General features: G+C 66.6%; 17 protein-coding genes. 11 read left to right on the top strand and 6 right to left on the bottom strand.

Annotation, left to right across the window (positions count from 1 at the left end):
* The first annotated feature begins 1 nt into the window (after position 1).
* Genes NAO55_RS14545 through NAO55_RS14495 form a run of 11 tightly spaced genes read left to right on the top strand, consistent with a single transcriptional unit; the run spans position 2 to position 11,169 of the window.
* Positions 2 to 2,962 (top strand): TAT-variant-translocated molybdopterin oxidoreductase, encoded by a 2,961-nt coding sequence (locus NAO55_RS14545; RefSeq protein WP_102841355.1) that lies wholly within the window; start codon positions 2 to 4, stop codon positions 2,960 to 2,962.
* Entirely contained in the window at positions 2,959 to 4,347 is a 1,389-nt protein-coding gene (nrfD, locus tag NAO55_RS14540; RefSeq protein WP_102841354.1) for an NrfD/PsrC family molybdoenzyme membrane anchor subunit, read from the top strand. Before NAO55_RS14545 ends, nrfD begins: the two co-directional genes overlap by 4 nt.
* Entirely contained in the window at positions 4,340 to 4,867 is a 528-nt protein-coding gene (locus NAO55_RS14535; RefSeq protein WP_102841353.1) for a quinol:electron acceptor oxidoreductase subunit ActD, read from the top strand. The genes nrfD and NAO55_RS14535 overlap by 8 nt, the downstream gene beginning before the upstream one ends.
* Entirely contained in the window at positions 4,864 to 5,427 is a 564-nt protein-coding gene (locus tag NAO55_RS14530; RefSeq protein ID WP_102841352.1) for a c-type cytochrome, read from the top strand. The genes NAO55_RS14535 and NAO55_RS14530 overlap by 4 nt, the downstream gene beginning before the upstream one ends.
* Entirely contained in the window at positions 5,424 to 6,425 is a 1,002-nt protein-coding gene (locus NAO55_RS14525) for a hypothetical protein (protein ID WP_102841351.1), read from the top strand. The genes NAO55_RS14530 and NAO55_RS14525 overlap by 4 nt, the downstream gene beginning before the upstream one ends.
* On the top strand, positions 6,422 to 6,853 hold the full coding sequence (locus tag NAO55_RS14520; protein ID WP_102841350.1) for a hypothetical protein: 432 nt from the start codon (positions 6,422 to 6,424) through the stop codon (positions 6,851 to 6,853). The genes NAO55_RS14525 and NAO55_RS14520 overlap by 4 nt, the downstream gene beginning before the upstream one ends.
* The gene (locus NAO55_RS14515; RefSeq protein WP_102841349.1) at positions 6,850 to 7,653 is read left to right on the top strand and encodes an SCO family protein; all 804 of its coding nucleotides are present in this window, start codon (positions 6,850 to 6,852) and stop codon (positions 7,651 to 7,653) included. Before NAO55_RS14520 ends, NAO55_RS14515 begins: the two co-directional genes overlap by 4 nt.
* Positions 7,646 to 8,647: a cytochrome c oxidase subunit II gene (coxB, locus tag NAO55_RS14510; RefSeq protein ID WP_102841348.1), complete on the top strand. Its 1,002-nt coding sequence runs from the start codon at positions 7,646 to 7,648 to the stop codon at positions 8,645 to 8,647. The genes NAO55_RS14515 and coxB overlap by 8 nt, the downstream gene beginning before the upstream one ends.
* Positions 8,644 to 10,269, top strand: a complete 1,626-nt coding sequence (locus tag NAO55_RS14505; protein WP_102841347.1) for a cytochrome c oxidase subunit I — start codon at positions 8,644 to 8,646, stop codon at positions 10,267 to 10,269. Before coxB ends, NAO55_RS14505 begins: the two co-directional genes overlap by 4 nt.
* Positions 10,256 to 10,903: a cytochrome c oxidase subunit 3 gene (locus tag NAO55_RS14500; protein ID WP_102841346.1), complete on the top strand. Its 648-nt coding sequence runs from the start codon at positions 10,256 to 10,258 to the stop codon at positions 10,901 to 10,903. The genes NAO55_RS14505 and NAO55_RS14500 overlap by 14 nt, the downstream gene beginning before the upstream one ends.
* On the top strand, positions 10,900 to 11,169 hold the full coding sequence (locus tag NAO55_RS14495; protein ID WP_102841345.1) for a hypothetical protein: 270 nt from the start codon (positions 10,900 to 10,902) through the stop codon (positions 11,167 to 11,169). The genes NAO55_RS14500 and NAO55_RS14495 overlap by 4 nt, the downstream gene beginning before the upstream one ends.
* A gap of 132 nt (positions 11,170 to 11,301) precedes the next feature.
* Here the strand turns inward: NAO55_RS14495 and NAO55_RS14490 are convergent, their stop codons facing one another.
* The 6 genes from NAO55_RS14490 to NAO55_RS14465 all read right to left on the bottom strand — a co-directional run bounded on the left by NAO55_RS14490 (position 11,302) and on the right by NAO55_RS14465 (position 16,344).
* On the bottom strand, positions 11,302 to 11,853 hold the full coding sequence (locus NAO55_RS14490; protein ID WP_102841344.1) for a cytochrome b: 552 nt from the start codon (positions 11,851 to 11,853) through the stop codon (positions 11,302 to 11,304).
* Between the two features lie 200 nt (positions 11,854 to 12,053).
* The gene (locus NAO55_RS14485; protein ID WP_102841343.1) at positions 12,054 to 13,487 is read right to left on the bottom strand and encodes an ATP-binding protein; all 1,434 of its coding nucleotides are present in this window, start codon (positions 13,485 to 13,487) and stop codon (positions 12,054 to 12,056) included.
* The gene (locus NAO55_RS14480; RefSeq protein ID WP_063543475.1) at positions 13,481 to 14,140 is read right to left on the bottom strand and encodes a response regulator; all 660 of its coding nucleotides are present in this window, start codon (positions 14,138 to 14,140) and stop codon (positions 13,481 to 13,483) included. Before NAO55_RS14480 ends, NAO55_RS14485 begins: the two co-directional genes overlap by 7 nt.
* A gap of 62 nt (positions 14,141 to 14,202) precedes the next feature.
* On the bottom strand, positions 14,203 to 14,853 hold the full coding sequence (locus NAO55_RS14475; protein WP_102841342.1) for a tetratricopeptide repeat protein: 651 nt from the start codon (positions 14,851 to 14,853) through the stop codon (positions 14,203 to 14,205).
* Positions 14,850 to 15,686: an SDR family oxidoreductase gene (locus NAO55_RS14470; RefSeq protein ID WP_102841341.1), complete on the bottom strand. Its 837-nt coding sequence runs from the start codon at positions 15,684 to 15,686 to the stop codon at positions 14,850 to 14,852. The genes NAO55_RS14475 and NAO55_RS14470 overlap by 4 nt, the downstream gene beginning before the upstream one ends.
* Entirely contained in the window at positions 15,673 to 16,344 is a 672-nt protein-coding gene (locus NAO55_RS14465; RefSeq protein WP_102841340.1) for an iron-containing redox enzyme family protein, read from the bottom strand. Before NAO55_RS14465 ends, NAO55_RS14470 begins: the two co-directional genes overlap by 14 nt.
* Positions 16,345 to 16,354 lie beyond the last annotated feature (10 nt).

The following is a 16,354-nucleotide window of genomic DNA, read 5'->3' as shown; positions in this document are numbered from 1 at the left end:
CATGGACATTCGAGACGACGCCAACTCGCAGCACCGCGCACCACTCGACTGGACGGCCATCCGTGCGCGTCTGGAAAACGAGCGCGGCCCGCGCTACTGGCGCAGCCTCGAACAGTTGGCCGACGAGCCGGCGTTCGCCGAGTTCGTCGAGACCGAGTTTCCCTCGGTTGCGCCGCAAATGGACCGTCGCCGCTTTCTCCAGGTGATGGGCGCCTCGCTGGCAATGGCCGGCCTGGCCGGCTGTAGCAAGCCGGAGAAGGGTGTGCCCTATGTCCGCCAACCGGAAAAACTCATCCCCGGCGAGGCGCAGTGGTATGCCAGTTCGGTAGCCTTCGCCGGCTACGCACAGCCGGTGCTCGGGCGTACCCACGTCGGCCGTCCGACCAAGCTCGAAGGCAACCCGCAGCACCCGCTCAGCGGCGGCGCCAGTACCGCCATCATCCAGGCGATGATTCTTCAGCTGTATGACCCGGACCGGTCGCAGGTGCCACGCTTCAAGGGGGTCGACACCACTTGGGACAGCTTTCAGCACGAGGCCAGCGGCGCCGCCGAGCGCCTCGATCACCAGCGCGGCCGTGGCCTGCACCTGCTGCTCGGCGCCAGCAGTTCACCGACCTTGCAACGCCAGCTCGGCGACCTGCTGCAGCGCTGGCCCGAGGCCCGTTTGTATCGCTTCGAGCCCTTCGAAGGCGACGGCTACCGTGCCGCCGAGCGTGCCTTCGGACGGCCGCTGGAAACCCATTACCGCTTCGATGCGGCCGAGTGGGTGCTGAGCTTCGAGCACGACTGGCTCGGCACGGGGCCGCGCGAACTGCCGCACGCCGTGCGCTGGGGTGAACGCAAGCGCGCCGCAGCGAAGGGGGAGGGCGAGGCGCGGCTGCTGATCGTCGAATCGGTGCCGACGCTGACCGGCGCCAGGGCCAGCGAGCGCAAGCGCATCGAACCCGACGAGCTGCCGCGTTACCTGCAGGCGTTGGCGGCCGCGCTCGGCGAGGGGCGCGGTCCCGGCGAGCCATTGCCGGCCGAACGTCAGCGCTGGATCGAGGCCGTCGCCCGCGGGCTCGAGGCGCGGCGCGGCCGTTGCTTGATCACCGCTGGCGAGCGGACCCCGCTGGACGTGCAGGCCGCCGTGCACCGGCTCAACGCGCGGCTCAGCAATGTCGGCCATACGCTCGATTACAGTGAGCCGGTGCTCTGGCTGGAGGCCGGCGGGCAACGTCTGGCCGAGCTGCCGGCGCTGGTCGAGGCGATGCATGCCGGCCAGGTCGAGACGCTGCTGATGCTCGATTGCAACCCGGTGAACACGGCGCCGGCCGATCTCGCGTTTGCCGAGGCGCTCGACCGTGTCCCGTTGCGCATCCATGCCGGGCTCTACTACGACGAGACCGCTGCCTTCAGCCACTGGCACCTGCCGTTGACCCACGACCTCGACGGCTGGCACGACGGCCGCGCCGCGGATGGCAGCGTCTGCCTCGGCCAGCCGCTGGTGCGCACCTTCTACAGCAGCCGCACGCTGTCGGAGATCCTCGCGCTGCTGCAGGGCAATCTCGACCCGAGCGGCCGCGCCGAGCTGCGCAAGACCTGGCAATCGCTCGACGAAAGCGCCTGGCGCCAAGCCCTGGAACGCGGCTTTCTGTCCGACTCGGAACTGCCGCCGGTGAAGGTCGATGCACGGCCGCTGGCTTGGGGCGCGCCGCCCGCCGCGGCCGAAGGCCTGTCCCTGCGCTTTCTGCCCGACCCCTGCGTGTGGGACGGTCGACTGGCCAACCTCGGCTGGCTGCAGGAGCTGCCCAAGCCGATCACCAAGCTGACCTGGGACAACGTCATCGGTGTTGCGCCAAAGCTCGCCGAGGAGCAGCGGCTTTCCAACGGCGACGTGGTACGGGTCACGCTGGGCCAGCAGGTGATTGTCGGTCCTGTGTGGATCATGCCCGGCCACGCCGAGCGCACGCTGAGTCTGTACGCCGGCTACGGCCGCACCCGTGCCGGGCGGGTAGGCGATGACCAGGGTTACGACATCGCGCCGCTGCGCACAGCTGACGAACCCTGGCTGCGCCGCGGCGCAACGCTGGAGAGGACCGGTGAGTACCTGCCGCTGGCGACCACCCAGCCGCAGCACATTCCGCACGGCAAGCAAATCATCAGGAGCGAGCCACGCGAGACGGCCTACCGCAAGGTTGCGGCAGAACCGACGTACCCGGCCGAGCCGCGCAAGATGCTCTACCCGCCGACGCCGCCGAGCGAACCGGTGTGGGGCATGACCATCGATCTGGACCAGTGCATCGGTTGCAACGCCTGCGTGGTTGCCTGCCAGGCCGAGAACAACGTCCCGGTGGTGGGCAAGGAGCAGGTCGCCATCGGCCGCAACATGCACTGGCTGCGGGTCGACCACTACTACCAGGGCGACCCGGCCGAGCCGGAGTCCTCGGCCTTCCAGCCTGTGCCCTGCATGCACTGCGAGCAAGCGCCCTGCGAGGTCGGCTGCCCGGTCAACGCCACCGTGCACGGCCCGGACGGGCTGAACGAGCAGATCTACAACCGCTGCATCGGCACCCGCACCTGTTCGAGCTACTGCCCGTACAAGGTGCGCCGCTTCAACTGGTTCGACTGGACCGGCGACGACGAGCCGTCGATCCAGCATCAGCGCAACCCCAACGTCACCGTGCGCTCGCGCGGTGTCATGGAGAAGTGCACCTACTGCGTGCAGCGCATCAGCGAGGCCGGGATCGCCGCGCGCATCGAAGACCGGCCTGTGGCTGACGGTGAGGTACAGACCGCCTGCCAGCAGGCCTGCCCGACTCAGGCGATCGTCTTCGGCGACCTGTCGGACCCCGTCGCGCGGGTGCGCGAGGGCCGCGACACCCAGCGTCACTATGCCTTGCTGGAAGAGGTCGGCACGCGACCGAAGACCACCTACCTGGGGCTGGTCGAGCTGCCGAAGGTCGTGGAGGACAACTCATGAGCCACGCCGAGCTCGACCCGCGCTATCCGGGTGCCGACACGCCGCACTTCCTGCCGCGGCAGCTGCCGCTCGGCGAGGTGTCTGACCGTGTGCTGACCATTCCGGTGGATTTCGCCCGTTATCGCCGCGCCTGGTGGGCGTTGTTCATCGTCAGCTGCCTGCTGCTGGGCTTGTTCGTCGCCTCGGCAGTGGTGGTGCTCTGGCGTGGCGTCGGCGTGTTCGGCAACAACATCCCGGTCAACTGGGGCTTTCCCATCCTCAACTACATGTGGTGGCTGGGGATTGGGCATGCCGGCACCTTCATTTCGGCGATGCTGCTGCTGCTCAACCGTCCGTGGCGCAATTCGCTCAACCGCCTGGCCGAGCTGATGACGATCATGGCGGTGGTCTGCGCCGGCATCTACCCGATCCTGCACCTAGGCCGGCCGTGGCTGTTCTACTGGAGTGCTCCCTACCCGAACACCATGGAGCTGTGGCCACAGTTCAAGAGCCCGACGGCCTGGGACTTCTTCGCCGTGCTCGCTTACCTGTTCGTCTCGCTGATATTCATCTACATCGGTGCCATTCCGGATTTCGCTTCGGCTCGCGACCACGCCCGCAAGCGCCGCTACAAGGTGTTCTACGGCCTGCTGGCGTTCGGCTGGCGTGGCGCCTCATCGCACTGGGCACACTGGCGCCGGGCCTACCGTTTCGTCGCGCTCCTGGCGATTCCGCTGGTGTTCGCAGTGTCCAGCGGCTATTCCTTCCTGCTCGATCTGGCGCCGGAAACCGGGTGGCACTCGACGGTGTTCCCGCCGTATTTCGTCGCTGGTGCGATCTTCTCCGGCTTCGCCCTGGTGATCGTGATCGCGCTGGGCCTGCGGCGCTTCTTCGGCTGGCACCTGCTGATCACGCGCAAGCACCTCGACGTGCTCGGCGTGCTGCTGCTGGCCAGCGGCTGGATGACCGCCTACGGCTATTTCGCCGACACCTTCATCGCCTTCTATTCGGGGAAGGAGCATGAGATCACCGTAACGATGGAGCGGCTCAGCGGGCCGATGGCCTGGAGCTGGTGGACGGCGATCTTCTTCAACCTGATCTGCCTGCAGGCGCTCTGGTGGCCGCAGGTGCGGCGCAGTGGCAAGGCCTTGCTGGCGATCGCCGTCGGCGTGCTCATTGGCATGTGGTGCGAGCGCTGGATGCTGATCGTCGTGCCGGCGACCCGCGACTACCTGACCTCGTCCTGGCAGAGCTATAGCCCGACGTTCTGGGACTGGTCGCTGTTCATCGGTACCTTCGGCCTGTTCCTGGTGCCGTTCTGCCTGTTCATCCGCCTGTTGCCCATGATCTCGACTTTCGAGGTGAAGGAGGCGCTGCACCGCTATCGGGGAGACGGCGATGACTGAGCGCTGCTACGGCCTGCTCGCCGACTACGCCCATCCCGAGCGGCTGCTGGAGGCCGCCCGCGCGGCCCGCGAAGCCGGCTACACCCGGCTGGAGGCGTACAGCCCGTTCCAGCTACCCGAACTCGAGCCGATACTCGGCCAGCGCAGCAACGGCGCCTATAGGGCCGGCATCCTCGGCGCGCTGGTCGGCGGCGGGCTGGGACTGGCCATGCAGCTCTACGCCAACTGGAGCTATCCGCTTGATATCGGCGGCCGGCCGTTGATCGCGCTGCAGGGCTTCGCGGTGATCGCCTTCCTGCTAACGATCACCGGCGGGGCAATCGGTGCGCTGCTGGGGTTGCTGGTGCTCTGCCGGTTGCCGCTGCTGCACCATCCGTTATTCGAGATGGAGGCGTTTCAGCGCGCCACGAACGATCGCTTCCTGCTCTGCATCCGCGCCGACGATCCGCTGTTCGACCCGGTCGGGACTGCCCTGTGGCTCGCTGAGCGCGCGGTGTCGGTGAGCGAGGTGCCCGCATGATCACGTACCGCTGGCGCCACGACGTCCGCTATTGGGTCGGCCTGTGTCTGACCGCTTCGATCCTCGCGCTCGCCGGTTGCGACCAGATGGCCCGGCAGCCGCGCGCCGATGCGCAGGAGGCGAGCCAGTTCTTCCCGGACGGCAAGGTCAACCAGGCGCCACCACTGGGCACGGTCGCCCGCGGCGAGCTGGCCCGGGAGGCGGTGCTGGCCAGGCGCCCGCCGCTGACGGCTGCGCTGCTGGCGCGTGGCGAGGAGCGCTATCGCATCAACTGCATGCCCTGCCATGGACTGGCCGGCGATGGCCTCGGCACCGTGGTCAACCGCGGCTTTCCGCAGCCGCCGGATTTTGCCGAGGCACGCTTGCGGCAGGCGCCGGATCGGCATTTCCTCGAGGTGATCGAGCACGGCTACGGCGTGATGTACAGCTATGCCGCGCGGGTCGCACCGGCCGATCGCTGGGCGATCGTCGCGCATATCCGCAGCCTGCAGCTGGCTCGGCACGCTGTAGCCGCGGCGTTGCCCCTGGCCGACCGCCAGGCGCTGGAGGCGCAGCCATGAGCGGTCGAAATCCGCGCACGCTGGCCTGGTCCGCGTTCGCCCTGGGCGTGCTGGGCGTTGGCGTCGGGCTACTGTGGGCTCCGCGCGACACCCTGGCAGCCTGCGTCGCCAGTGTGCTCGGGCTTGCCGGCCTTCCGCTCGGCGGGTTGGCGCTGGGCCTGGCGCTGGCGCCTGTCAGCGGCAGCGCGCGCGACCAGCTCTGGCCCTGGGCACTGGTGGCGAGCCGGGCCATGCCGGCGCTAGTGCTGATGGTGCTGCCCGGCCTGCTCGGCGCCGGGTTGATTTACGAATGGATGCACCAGTACAGCAACGGCTTTCGCGCGCTCTGGTTGTGGTGGCCGAGTTTCGTCGTGCGTGGCCAGCTTTACGTTGCGCTCTGGTGGGCGCTGGCGCGCTGGCTGTTGCCGACCACCTTGCGTAACCCCGCCGGCGCCGGGCTGGGGCTGATCGCGGTGGTTTTGAGTGTGTCCTTGGCCGCGATGGATTGGGCGCAATCGATGGCGCCGCATTTCGCCTCGAGCATCTTCGGCCTGCTCTGGCTCGGACGGCTGCTGCTGTCGGGCATCGCCGCCTGCATCCTGCTGTGCCTGATGGCCGGCGCGTCGCGCCCAGGCGTGCTGCGCGGGCTGCTTTGCGCCGCGACGCTGGCGTGGATCTACCTGCATTTCATGCAGTACCTGATCGTCTGGTACGGCAACCTGCCGGAGGAGGTGCACTGGTACGAGGTGCGCGGGCGCGAATGGCCGCTGTTGACCTGGCTGGTGGCGCTGCAGAGCCTGGTCTTCTTCGCGACCTGGTGGCGATTTTCCGGACGGCACCGACCGCTGGCCGTGCTCGCTGCCGCCACGCTGCTGCTGGGGCTGGCCGAAGGTGCCTGGCTCAGCCTGGCCAGTCTGGCCGGGCTGAACGCGCTCTGGGTTGGGCTGGCCATGGCCGCCGCGGTGGCAGCGGGCGCAGGGGCGATGGCCCTCCAGGTCCTGCCGAGGAGGTCCGCATGAGCGTGCCGGTCGACCCACGTTCGCGCGAAGACGGTTTCGAGCATCAGGATGCCAACGTCAAGGTGCTGCTGGTGATCGGTTTTGGTCTGCTGGCGACACTGGTGGCCGGGCTGCTGGGTGTCGGCATGCTGATTGGCTACTACAACTCAGAACCCGAGGCACGGGTGACGGCGCTGGAGCGCGACACGATCATCCCGCCTCGGCCGCGCCTGGAAAGCGACGCGCACCGCAACGCCAAGCGGGTCATTGGCGAGGCGGAGGAGCGCCTGCGCCACTACGCCTGGGCCGACCGCGAGGCCGGCATTGCGCGCATTCCGCTGGAACGCGCGCGTGCGCTGCTACTCGAGCGCGGCTGGCCGGCGCCGGTGGAGGCTCGCGGCGACGAAGGCGTTCGTCTGCAACAGGCCAAGCGGAGGGCCGAGCCATGACGATCCGCCTGCTGCTCGCCGCCTGGCTGCTGATGCTGGGTCTGATCGCTCACGCCGACGAGCCCTTCGATCCCTTCGCCGCCGCCGGCATCGATGCTCGCCCCGGCGCGCAAGTGCCGCTGGACATGCGTTTTACCGACGACAGCGGCACCCCGGTGACCCTCGGCGATTTGCTCGACGGTCGGCCGGCGGTGCTGGTGCCGGTCTATTACAACTGTCCGAACGTCTGTGGCACGCAGCTGGCTAGCCTGTTCAATCTGCTCAGCGCGGTACCCTTCGAGCTTGGCAGGGATTATGTGCTGATCGTCTACAGCTTCGACCCGCGCGAGACGCCGGCTGATGCCCGCGCTGAGCGCGACAGGCTGGCCAGGCGCTGGCCGCGGCTTGCCGGGTCGGATGCGGTCCATCTGCTGACCGGGCCGGAGACATCGAGCGGCCGCGTCAGCGAGGCGCTGGGTTTTCGTTACCGTTGGGACGCGCAGATCGACGAGTACGCCCATGCCTCGGCAGTGGCCGCGCTGAGCTCGGCCGGCGTCCTTGTGCAATGGCTCTACGGGCTCGGCTATCAACCCAACGACCTGCGCCTGGCGCTGACCGAGGCAGGGGAAGGGCAGGTGGGTGATTTCAGCGATCAGCTCCTGCTGCTCTGCTACCACTACAACCCTCGCACCGGTGGCTATGACAACTGGGTAATCGGGGCGCTGCAGGTCGCCGGTACCGGCACGGCGGCGCTGTTGCTCGGTTTCATCGGGTTGTCGCTATGGCGCGAACGGCGCAAGCGGGAGGCCGGCGATGAATGAGTTCGTGCGCTTGTGGCCAAAGACGGCTTCGGAGCATGCGCACAGCATCGACGCGCTGGTCTGGTCGTTCACCGGAATGATGACGATCTTCGTGGTGCCGGTGTTCGTGCTTACCATCCTGTTCGCCATCCGCTATCGCAAAGACACCAGGGTGCCGCGCGACCACCGCCCGCGCGGCAGCATGAAGGTGGAGATGACCTGGATCGTGCTGCCCTTCATCGGTTCGATGATCATCTACCTGGTCTCGGCCAAGCTGTACTACGAGGTCCGCACGCCACCGGTCGATGCGATGGAGATCCAGGTAGTCGCCAAGCAGTGGATGTGGAAGTTCCAGCACCCCGGCGGGCAGCGCGAGATCAATACGCTGCACGTGCCGGTGGGGCGTCCCGTGCGGCTGAACATGATCTCCCAGGACGCCATCCACAGCCTGTATTTCCCGGCCCTGCGCATCAAGCAGGACCTGCTGCCCGGGCGCTACACGCAGCTGTGGTTCAACGCTACCGAGGCTGGCCGCTATGAGGCGTTCTGCGCCGAGTACTGTGGTACCGACCATTCGAAGATGCTCGCCACGCTGATTGTGCAGCCGCCGCAGGAGTACGAGCGCTGGCTGTCGCAGGCCGGTGCCAGCGAGTCGTTGGCCGAGCAGGGCGCGGTATTGTTCCGCCAGTTCGGCTGCAGCGGCTGCCACGGTCCGGCCTCGGTGGCCAAGGCGCCGAATCTGCAGGGACTCTACGGCCGCCGGGTAGCGCTGGACGACGGCAGCTCGGTACTCGCCGATCAGGCCTACATCCGCGACAGCATCCTGTTGCCGCACAAGCACATCGTTGCCGGTTACGAGCCGATCATGCCGAGCTTTGCCAACGTGATCGATGAAGAGGGTGTACTGCGCCTGACCGCATACATCCAGTCGCTCGGGCAGGTCGGTGAAGGCGGGCAGGGCGAACCGCATGCCGACAGCCCACGCAGTCCGACTTCAGAGGAGATGCAGCCTTGAGCCAGAAGAACCCCGCCGCCGACCGCGCGCCCAGTTACCTCGCCGACGAGCACGGGTTGCGTACCTGGCTGCTGACCACCGACCACAAACGCATCGCGATTCTCTACCTGATCGGCGTCACCGCGTTCTTCTTTCTCGGCAGTCTCGCCGCCAGCCTGGTGCGTATCGAGCTGGTCACACCCGAGGGCGACCTGCTCAGCCCCGATGGTTACAACCGCGCCTTCACCCTGCATGGCGTGGTGATGGTCTGGTTCTTCCTGATCCCGTCGATCCCGGCGGTGTTCGGCAACTTCCTCATCCCGATCATGATCGGCGCGAAGGACATGGCTTTTCCCAAGCTCAACCTGTTCAGCTGGTACCTGCTGGTCGGCGGCGGGATATTCACCCTGTACGCGCTGCTGGCTGGCGGCGTCGATACCGGTTGGACCTTCTACACCCCGCTGTCGACGATGTTCAGCAACGGTCATGTGGTGGCGGTGATCCTCGGTGTGTTCATCGTCGGCTTCTCGTCGATCCTCACCGGCTTGAACATCATCGTCACCATTCATACCCTGCGCGCGCCGGGGATGACCTGGTTCCGCCTGCCACTGTTCTGCTGGTCGCTGTACGCCACGTCGGTGATTCTGGTACTGGCTACGCCGGTGCTGGCGATCACGCTGCTGCTGGTGGCGGGTGAACACCTGTTCGGCATCGGAGTGTTCGACCCTCGCTTGGGCGGCGATCCGCTGCTGTTTCAGCACCTGTTCTGGTTCTACAGCCACCCGGCGGTGTACATCATGATCCTGCCGGCGATGGGCGTGATGAGCGAGCTGATCACCGCGGCGGCGCACAAGCGCATCTTCGGCTACAGCTTCGTTGCCTATTCGAGCCTGGCGATCGCGGTGATCGGCTTCATGGTCTGGGGCCACCACATGTTCGTCGCCGGGCAGTCGATGTACGCCAGCATGGTGTTCTCGCTGCTCAGCTTCCTGGTCGCGATCCCCTCGGCGATCAAGGTCTACAACTGGACTGCCACGCTCTACAAGAGCAACCTGACCATCGATGCGCATTTCCTCTATGCGCTGACCTTCATCGGCCTGTTCGTCATCGGCGGCATCACCGGCCTGTTTCTCGCGCTGCTGGCAGCGGACGTGCATGTGCACGACACCTACTTCGTGGTCGCCCATTTCCACTACATCATGGTCGGCGCGGCGGTCGCCGGCTTCTTCGGCGGGCTGCACTTCTGGTGGCCGAAGATGACCGGGCGGATGTACTCGCAGCTGTGGGGCAAGATCGCCGCGGTGATGATCTTCTGCGGCTTCAACCTGACCTTCTTCCCGCAGTTCCTGCTTGGCTATCTCGGCATGCCGCGGCGCTATCACGGCTATCCGGAGGACTTCCAGTTCCTCCATGTGCTGTCCTCGACGGGGGCGGCGCTACTGGCGGTTGGCTACATCATGCCGTTCTTCTATCTGCTTTGGTCGCTACGCTATGGGCCAAAGGCGTCGGATGATCCCTGGGAAGCCGCCGGGCTGGAATGGCGCACTTCCTCTCCGCCGCCGAAGCACAATTTCCTGCAGACGCCGATCGTCGATTTCGAAGCCTACGACTATCCGCCCGAGGCGACTCATGGACGTGCGTGAGCAGTACCTGGCCGAGCCCTACCAGACCGCTGCCCAGCAGCGCGAGGCGAGCTTCCTCGGCATGTGGTTGTTTCTCGCCACCGAAATCATGATGTTTGGCGTGCTGTTCCTGGTCATCACCTACTACCGGCTGCAACATCCCGCCGCGGTTGGCGAGGCGGTGCAGCACCTGCATGCCGTTCTGGCCGGTTTCAACAGTGTGCTGCTGCTGACCGGCAGCCTGTGCATGAGCCTGATGGTGCAGGCTTCGCGGTTGGGCCATTACCGCCGGGTACAGCAGTTGCTGTTGTTGACGGCGTTCTTCGGCCTGGCCTTTCTGGGGGTGAAGGCGTTCGAGTACGGCTGGGAATATCGCGAAGGGCTGCTGCCAGGGGCGGGTGAGGCATCGCCACTCAAGTCAGAGGCTGCGCGGCTGTTCATGAACATCTACTTCTTCAGTACGGCCTTGCATGCGGTGCACGTGAGCGTCGCCGTGCTGATCGTGCTGGGGATGGTGTTGCGCATTCATTTCGCTCACATGAAGCTGCCACAGCGGGCCATCACGCTGGAAATGGTCGGTCTGTACTGGCATCTGGTAGACATGGTCTGGATCTTTCTCTACCCCTCGCTCTATCTGGTCGGGAGGGCGGCATGAGAACAGGCAAGCAAGTGCTGATCTATGCCGGTTTGCTGGTGCTGCTGGCCATTGGCGCGACGATAGCCATTCGGTATCCACAATGGGCATATGTCGCGCTGGCCTGTGCCGCCGGACAGGCCGCGCTCGTGCTTTTCGGCCTCGCTCAACTCGGCACACACTCGCCGTTGGTGCGCTTCTTCGCGCTAGGGGCAGGCTTCTGGCTGGTGTTGATGTTTACCCTGTCGCTGTCCGATCTGCTCACCCGCTCGGGTGCTGCTGTCTAGTCGCAAACGATGCCTGCGTGTCTTACGCCGGTCACGCCGGGGCGCGATGGGAATTTTCCTGTTTGCTCGTTGATCGTGGGCCGGATGAGAACGCCCAGGCAGCTACAGTTTCTGGGCGTTCTGATGGGCAGGTCAGGATCGCGGCGAAGACGGCAGCATCCGCTGTAACGTACCGTCGCGGCGTACGTACTGATGGAACAGCGCGGCCGCGGCATGCAGCCCGATCAGCCAATAGCCGGCTACCGCCAGCGTTTCATGCAGTTCCTTGAAATCGCCGGCCAGCTTCTTGTCCGCACCGATCAGTGCCGGCAGCTCGAGGCCGAAGAAGGGAATCGGCTTGCCCGCCGCGCTCAGTGTCAGCCAGCCCAGCAGCGGTAGGCCGATCATCAGCGCGTACAGCCCCAGGTGCATCAGTTTGGCCAGGACGTGTTCCCAAGCCGCGCCGGCAAGCGCCCTGGGTGCAGGATGCAGCCAGCGGGCAATCAGCCGCAGCCAGACCAGCACGAATACCGTCATGCCGAGCATGAAGTGCCAGTGCTTGAGCAGTTCGCGTGGCTCGCTGCCCTTGGCGAAGTTGCCCTTGAGTTCAATGGTGGCGTAGACCGCGGCAATCAACAGCAGCATTAGCCAGTGCAGGGCGATGCTCAGTCGGCCGTAGCGCGCCAGTGGGGTGGAAGCAGCCATTTTCACGCACTCCGTGTGGGGATATGTCGGCAGTCTAGGACGCCTGGCTTAAGCGAACCTTAGCGAGCGGCCGCGCCAGCTGCGGCAGGCTGTCGCGGTATCTGCGGAGCTGCGGGCAGGGGCGGTGGATCGCTTCGGCCCTCCACCCTACGGACGGTGCCTGCTGCGGGCTACGCGACTCCGGCGCCGACGCGCGGCACCTATTCCGCCACTGGCTGCGGCTGGCGGGGCAGGTGCACGCTGACCTGCAGGCCGCCCAGGGGCGAGTCGGCCAGTTCGATGCTGGCACCATGCAGCTCGGCGATACGCGCGACGATGGCCAGACCCAGCCCTGCGCCCTCGCCGTCGCTCTGGCGGTAGAAGCGCTCGAACAGCTTGTCCCGTTGTGTCGCTGGCACGCCCGGGCCGGTGTCATCCACCCGCAGCGTGACAGTGGTCGCGTTGGCCTGGAGACCTACCTGGATCTGGCCGCCTTCCGGTGTGTACTGCAGGGCGTTGCCGACCAGGTTCTGCAGCAGCGTGGCCAGGCTCGCCGCATCGCCGCTGAGGTGGGAGTCGGCCTGCTCGTCGGCCTCCAGCGTCAGCTCCTGGCCGCGTGCCAGCGCTAAAGGCGTCAGCTCGGCCAAGGTTTCACGACACAGCGGCAGCAGATCGATGTCTGCCAGGCTCAGGCGCTGGGCGCTTGGCTCCAGGCGCGCCAGGGTCAGCAGTTGGGTGACCACCCGGGTGGTGCGGTCGACGCCGGCGATCAGCTGTTCGAGGGCCTGCTCACGTTCGCCCTCGCTGGCAGCCTGCTGGGCGTTCTGCGCATGGATGCGCAGCACCGCCAGCGGCGTGCGCAATTCGTGGGCGGCGTCGGCGATGAAGCGTTTCTCGCGTTCCAGCAACTGGTTGACCTGCTGCAACAGGCGGTTCAATGAGGCGGCCACCGGCTCCAGTTCCTGTGGCAGCGGCGCCAGCAGCAGGGGCGCGAGGTTGTGTGGGTCTCGGCTCTTGAGCAGCTGCGCCATGCGCGCCAGTGGGCGCAGGCCCCAGCCCACCGCCAGCCAGATCAGCAGCGCCAGCAGCGGCAGGCCGATCAGGTCGGGCAGCAGGCTGCGGCGGGCGATCTTGCCGACCAGTTCGCCGCGCACATCGCCGCGTTCGCTGAGCAGGATCCACAACCCATCCTCGCGGTCCTCCAGCAGGAACAGACGCCAGGCGTGACCGCCCAGCAGCACGTCGTGGTAGCCGGCGGGCAGTCGTGCGAAGTTCGGCGCATCGCCAAGCCCGGCGAGCAGCTGCTGCAGTGCGCCATCCGGAGCGCCGGCTGACTGCAGCAGGGTGCTGCCGTCGGTGGCATACACCTGAAAGCCCAGCTTGGTCTCGTAGTCGTGGCCGGGTACGCCCTGGTCGCGGCGTGCGTTCACCGCGGCATTGAGTGCCGCCTGCAGCGCACCGCGGGCCTGCGGGTCCATCTCGCGGCCGACCAGCCCCTGCACCAGCCGCGCACTCTGCGCCAGCTGGGCGTCGAACAGCTCCTCGATCTCATGACGGGCGTCGCGGTAGCTGCGCCAGGAAATCAGGCTCAGCGAGATCAGCAGAGTGCCGAGCAGCAGGGCCAGGGTGCGCTGGCGGATCGAGCGCTTCAGCATTTGTCCACCAGATAGCCGACGCCGCGTACGGTGCGGATCAGCTCGGGAAAGAACTTCTTGCGCAGGTGATGGATGTGCACCTCCAGCGCGTTGCTCTCGACTTCCTCGTCCCAGCCGTAGAGCACCTGCTGCAGGCGATCACGGGTCAGCACGCGACCGGGCTGGGCGATCAGCTCGTGCAACAGGACGAACTCCTTGCGCGGCAGGTTGATCGGCGTGCCCTGGTAGCTGACCTGCTGATTGACCGGATCGAGGCGAATCCCGCGGTAATCCAGCACCGGCTCCGGCCGGTTGAAGCTGCGCCGGAGCAGGGCGCGCAGGCGTGCCTTGAGCTCGGCGACATCGAAGGGTTTGACCAGGTAATCATCGGCGCCGGCATCCAGCCCGGCGATGCGGTCGTCCGTGGCATCGCGGGCGGTGAGCACCAGCACCGGCAGCGGATTACCGGCGGCGCGCAGGCGCTTGAGTAGCTCAAGCCCGTCCAGCCGCGGCAAACCGAGATCGAGGATGGCCAGCTCAAAGCTCTCGTGGCTCAGTGCATGCAGCGCGCTGGCCCCGTCCTGCAGCCAGTCGACCGTGTAGCCCTCGGGCCTGAGCGCGGTGCGGATGCCCTCGCCAAGGGCGCGATCGTCTTCCACCAGCAGAATGCGCATGTCGTTCCTGTTGTCTTGAAGGGTTCGCGGCATTGCCGTGCATTCAACGCCGCCGCAGCCGGTTATTCCAGCTTTTCCTTGACCTGCGCGAGCAGCGCGCGAGCTTCGTCGCGGCGCCCGGCATCAGCGACTTCACGACCGGGGCGGGCCGGCGCGGCGAGCGCTTTTTCCAGCGCCGTGCGCGCTTCGCCGTAGCGCTTCTGGCGCAGCAGGAAATCGCCGTGGAAATAGTTCGGGTCAATGCCGTTCGGGTTCAGCGCCAGTGCCTGCTGGAACAGCGCCTCGGCCTTGTCCTCGTCGCCGAAGCCGATCGGCCAGCCGGGCACCTGATAGTAGAGGCTGGCCAGACTGGTGTAGGCCGAGCCGTCGAGTGCCGCCGGGTTGAGTTCGATGGCCTTTTCGAATTCGGCCTTGGCCTGTTTGACCAGTGCCAGCGCGCCGAGCCCGCCCTTGGCGCCGGCCCAGGTACTGAGCACGATGCCGTGCCAGACATGCAGCTCGGCGGCGTTCGGCTCGGCGGCCACGACCTGTTCCGCCTCGTCGGCGAGTTTGGCGAAGGCGGCTTCGCGCTTTGCCTCTGGCGTCTGGTAGTTGATCTCCGCCCAGTGCGTCTGGATCTGGCGCAGTGACGATTCACCGGCCGGACTGAGGGCGAAGGAGAGTTGGCTGGCGAGGGCCAGCATCAGGGCGCAGAGGCCGAGCAGAGGCTTCATGGGTGTTCTCCGGTGGAGGTGGGTTGTGATGCGGGTGGCTGTGGTTGTTCTGCGCGGGCGAAGCGCTTGACCACCGGCAGCTGCTTGCGCAGCGCCAGGTCGACCAGGCGCGGCAGCAGGCCGTTGAGGCGCACGAAGAGTTTTTCCGGCCAGCCGAGGTAGAGCTCTTCGCGCTCGCTGACGATGGCGCGCAGGATCTGCTCGGCGACCTCGCGGGGGTCGTCCATTTCCACCTTCAGCTCGTCGTTCATCGCCACCACCTGGGCGCTGTTCATGGCCGTGCGGGTGGCGCGCGGAGCGATGTAGAGCACCTTGATCTGGCTGTCGGCCAGCTCGCGGCGCAACGCCTCGGAGAAGCCGCGCAGGGCGAACTTGCTCGCGCAGTAGGCGGCGAAGCCCGGAAAGCCGATCGAACCAAAGGTCGAACCGAGGTTGACCAGCAGCGCCTGTGGTTGCTGGCGCAGCAGCGGCAGCAGCAGGTGGGTCAGCTGTAGGGTGGCGGTGACGTTGAGTTCGATCAGCCGGGCGATGGCGTCCTCGCTCTGGCTCTCCAGCAGGCTGAACTGGTTGATCCCGGCGGCATTGACCAGGCAGTTGAGCCCGCCGAAGCGCCGCGCGGCGTCCAGCACCAGCTGTCGTCCGTTGCGCTGGCTGAGGTCGGCCGTGACCAGGCTGATCTGCGCGGGATAACGGCGGGCCAGGGTTTCCAGGGCAATGCTGCTGCGCCCCACCAGCAGCAATTGCGCACCCTGGGCACAGAGCCGCTCGACCAGCAGCTGGCCGATACCGCCGCTGGCGCCGGTGAGCAGGATGCGCGCGTCACGCAGTTGCATGGTCGTGCTCCGCTGCGGTCAGGCTGCGGAAGATGTCGCCGTAGAGGCGATAGACCACGCGGGCGGTGTGCACCACCGCGGCCTTGTCGTCCTCGTTGTCGAGGCGGTTCATCAGCTTCTTGAAGAACTCGATGTGCTCCATGTCCAGGCTGCCGTGGGAGGTCAGGTAGCTGAACGCCTTGGCCGGCAGCTGGAGTTTGTCCTGCAGCACGCCGGCGGCCTGGGTGGCGAGGGCGATGCTGGTGCCTTCCAGCACGTTGACCATGCCGAAGAAGCTCGCCGGGTTGTGCCGGGCGATGCGGTCGTAGACATAGGCGACCATCAACTCGGTAGGCAGCGCCGGCTGACCGTGGCGCACCGCCTCGGCATCGCCGCCGCAGGCGCGAATGTCGTTGAGGATCCACTCCTGGTGGCCGATCTCTTCCTCGATGTACTCGGCGATCGCCTCGCGCAGCCATTCCAGTCGCTCCGGCAGGCGCGCGCCACAGGCCATTAGCAGCGGTACGGTGTGCTTGACGTGGTGGTAGGCCTGGGTGAGGAAAGCGATGTACTGCTCAAGGGTGGCGCTGCCGTCGAGCGCCGAATGGATGATCGGCGCGGCCAGCAGGTATTCGCGTTCGGCGCTGGTCTGGTGTTGCAACTGGTCGAAGAAATTCATGGTGAACCTC

The organism is Stutzerimonas frequens (assembly GCF_024448335.1).
Classification (GTDB): domain Bacteria; phylum Pseudomonadota; class Gammaproteobacteria; order Pseudomonadales; family Pseudomonadaceae; genus Stutzerimonas; species Stutzerimonas frequens.
This window is presented reverse-complemented; position numbering and strand designations above follow the sequence as displayed.

Coding starts and splice junctions, on each gene's coding strand:
- nrfD (WP_102841354.1), top strand. CDS start 2,959: ATGAGCCACGCCGAGCTCGACCCGCGCTATCCGGGTGCCGACACGCCG.
- NAO55_RS14490 (WP_102841344.1), bottom strand. CDS start 11,853: ATGGCTGCTTCCACCCCACTGGCGCGCTACGGCCGACTGAGCATCGCC.
- NAO55_RS14465 (WP_102841340.1), bottom strand. CDS start 16,344: ATGAATTTCTTCGACCAGTTGCAACACCAGACCAGCGCCGAACGCGAA.
- NAO55_RS14480 (WP_063543475.1), bottom strand. CDS start 14,140: ATGCGCATTCTGCTGGTGGAAGACGATCGCGCCCTTGGCGAGGGCATC.
- NAO55_RS14545 (WP_102841355.1), top strand. CDS start 2: ATGGACATTCGAGACGACGCCAACTCGCAGCACCGCGCACCACTCGAC.
- NAO55_RS14525 (WP_102841351.1), top strand. CDS start 5,424: ATGAGCGGTCGAAATCCGCGCACGCTGGCCTGGTCCGCGTTCGCCCTG.
- NAO55_RS14495 (WP_102841345.1), top strand. CDS start 10,900: ATGAGAACAGGCAAGCAAGTGCTGATCTATGCCGGTTTGCTGGTGCTG.
- coxB (WP_102841348.1), top strand. CDS start 7,646: ATGAATGAGTTCGTGCGCTTGTGGCCAAAGACGGCTTCGGAGCATGCG.
- NAO55_RS14470 (WP_102841341.1), bottom strand. CDS start 15,686: ATGCAACTGCGTGACGCGCGCATCCTGCTCACCGGCGCCAGCGGCGGT.
- NAO55_RS14475 (WP_102841342.1), bottom strand. CDS start 14,853: ATGAAGCCTCTGCTCGGCCTCTGCGCCCTGATGCTGGCCCTCGCCAGC.
- NAO55_RS14535 (WP_102841353.1), top strand. CDS start 4,340: ATGACTGAGCGCTGCTACGGCCTGCTCGCCGACTACGCCCATCCCGAG.
- NAO55_RS14485 (WP_102841343.1), bottom strand. CDS start 13,487: ATGCTGAAGCGCTCGATCCGCCAGCGCACCCTGGCCCTGCTGCTCGGC.
- NAO55_RS14530 (WP_102841352.1), top strand. CDS start 4,864: ATGATCACGTACCGCTGGCGCCACGACGTCCGCTATTGGGTCGGCCTG.
- NAO55_RS14515 (WP_102841349.1), top strand. CDS start 6,850: ATGACGATCCGCCTGCTGCTCGCCGCCTGGCTGCTGATGCTGGGTCTG.
- NAO55_RS14520 (WP_102841350.1), top strand. CDS start 6,422: ATGAGCGTGCCGGTCGACCCACGTTCGCGCGAAGACGGTTTCGAGCAT.
- NAO55_RS14500 (WP_102841346.1), top strand. CDS start 10,256: ATGGACGTGCGTGAGCAGTACCTGGCCGAGCCCTACCAGACCGCTGCC.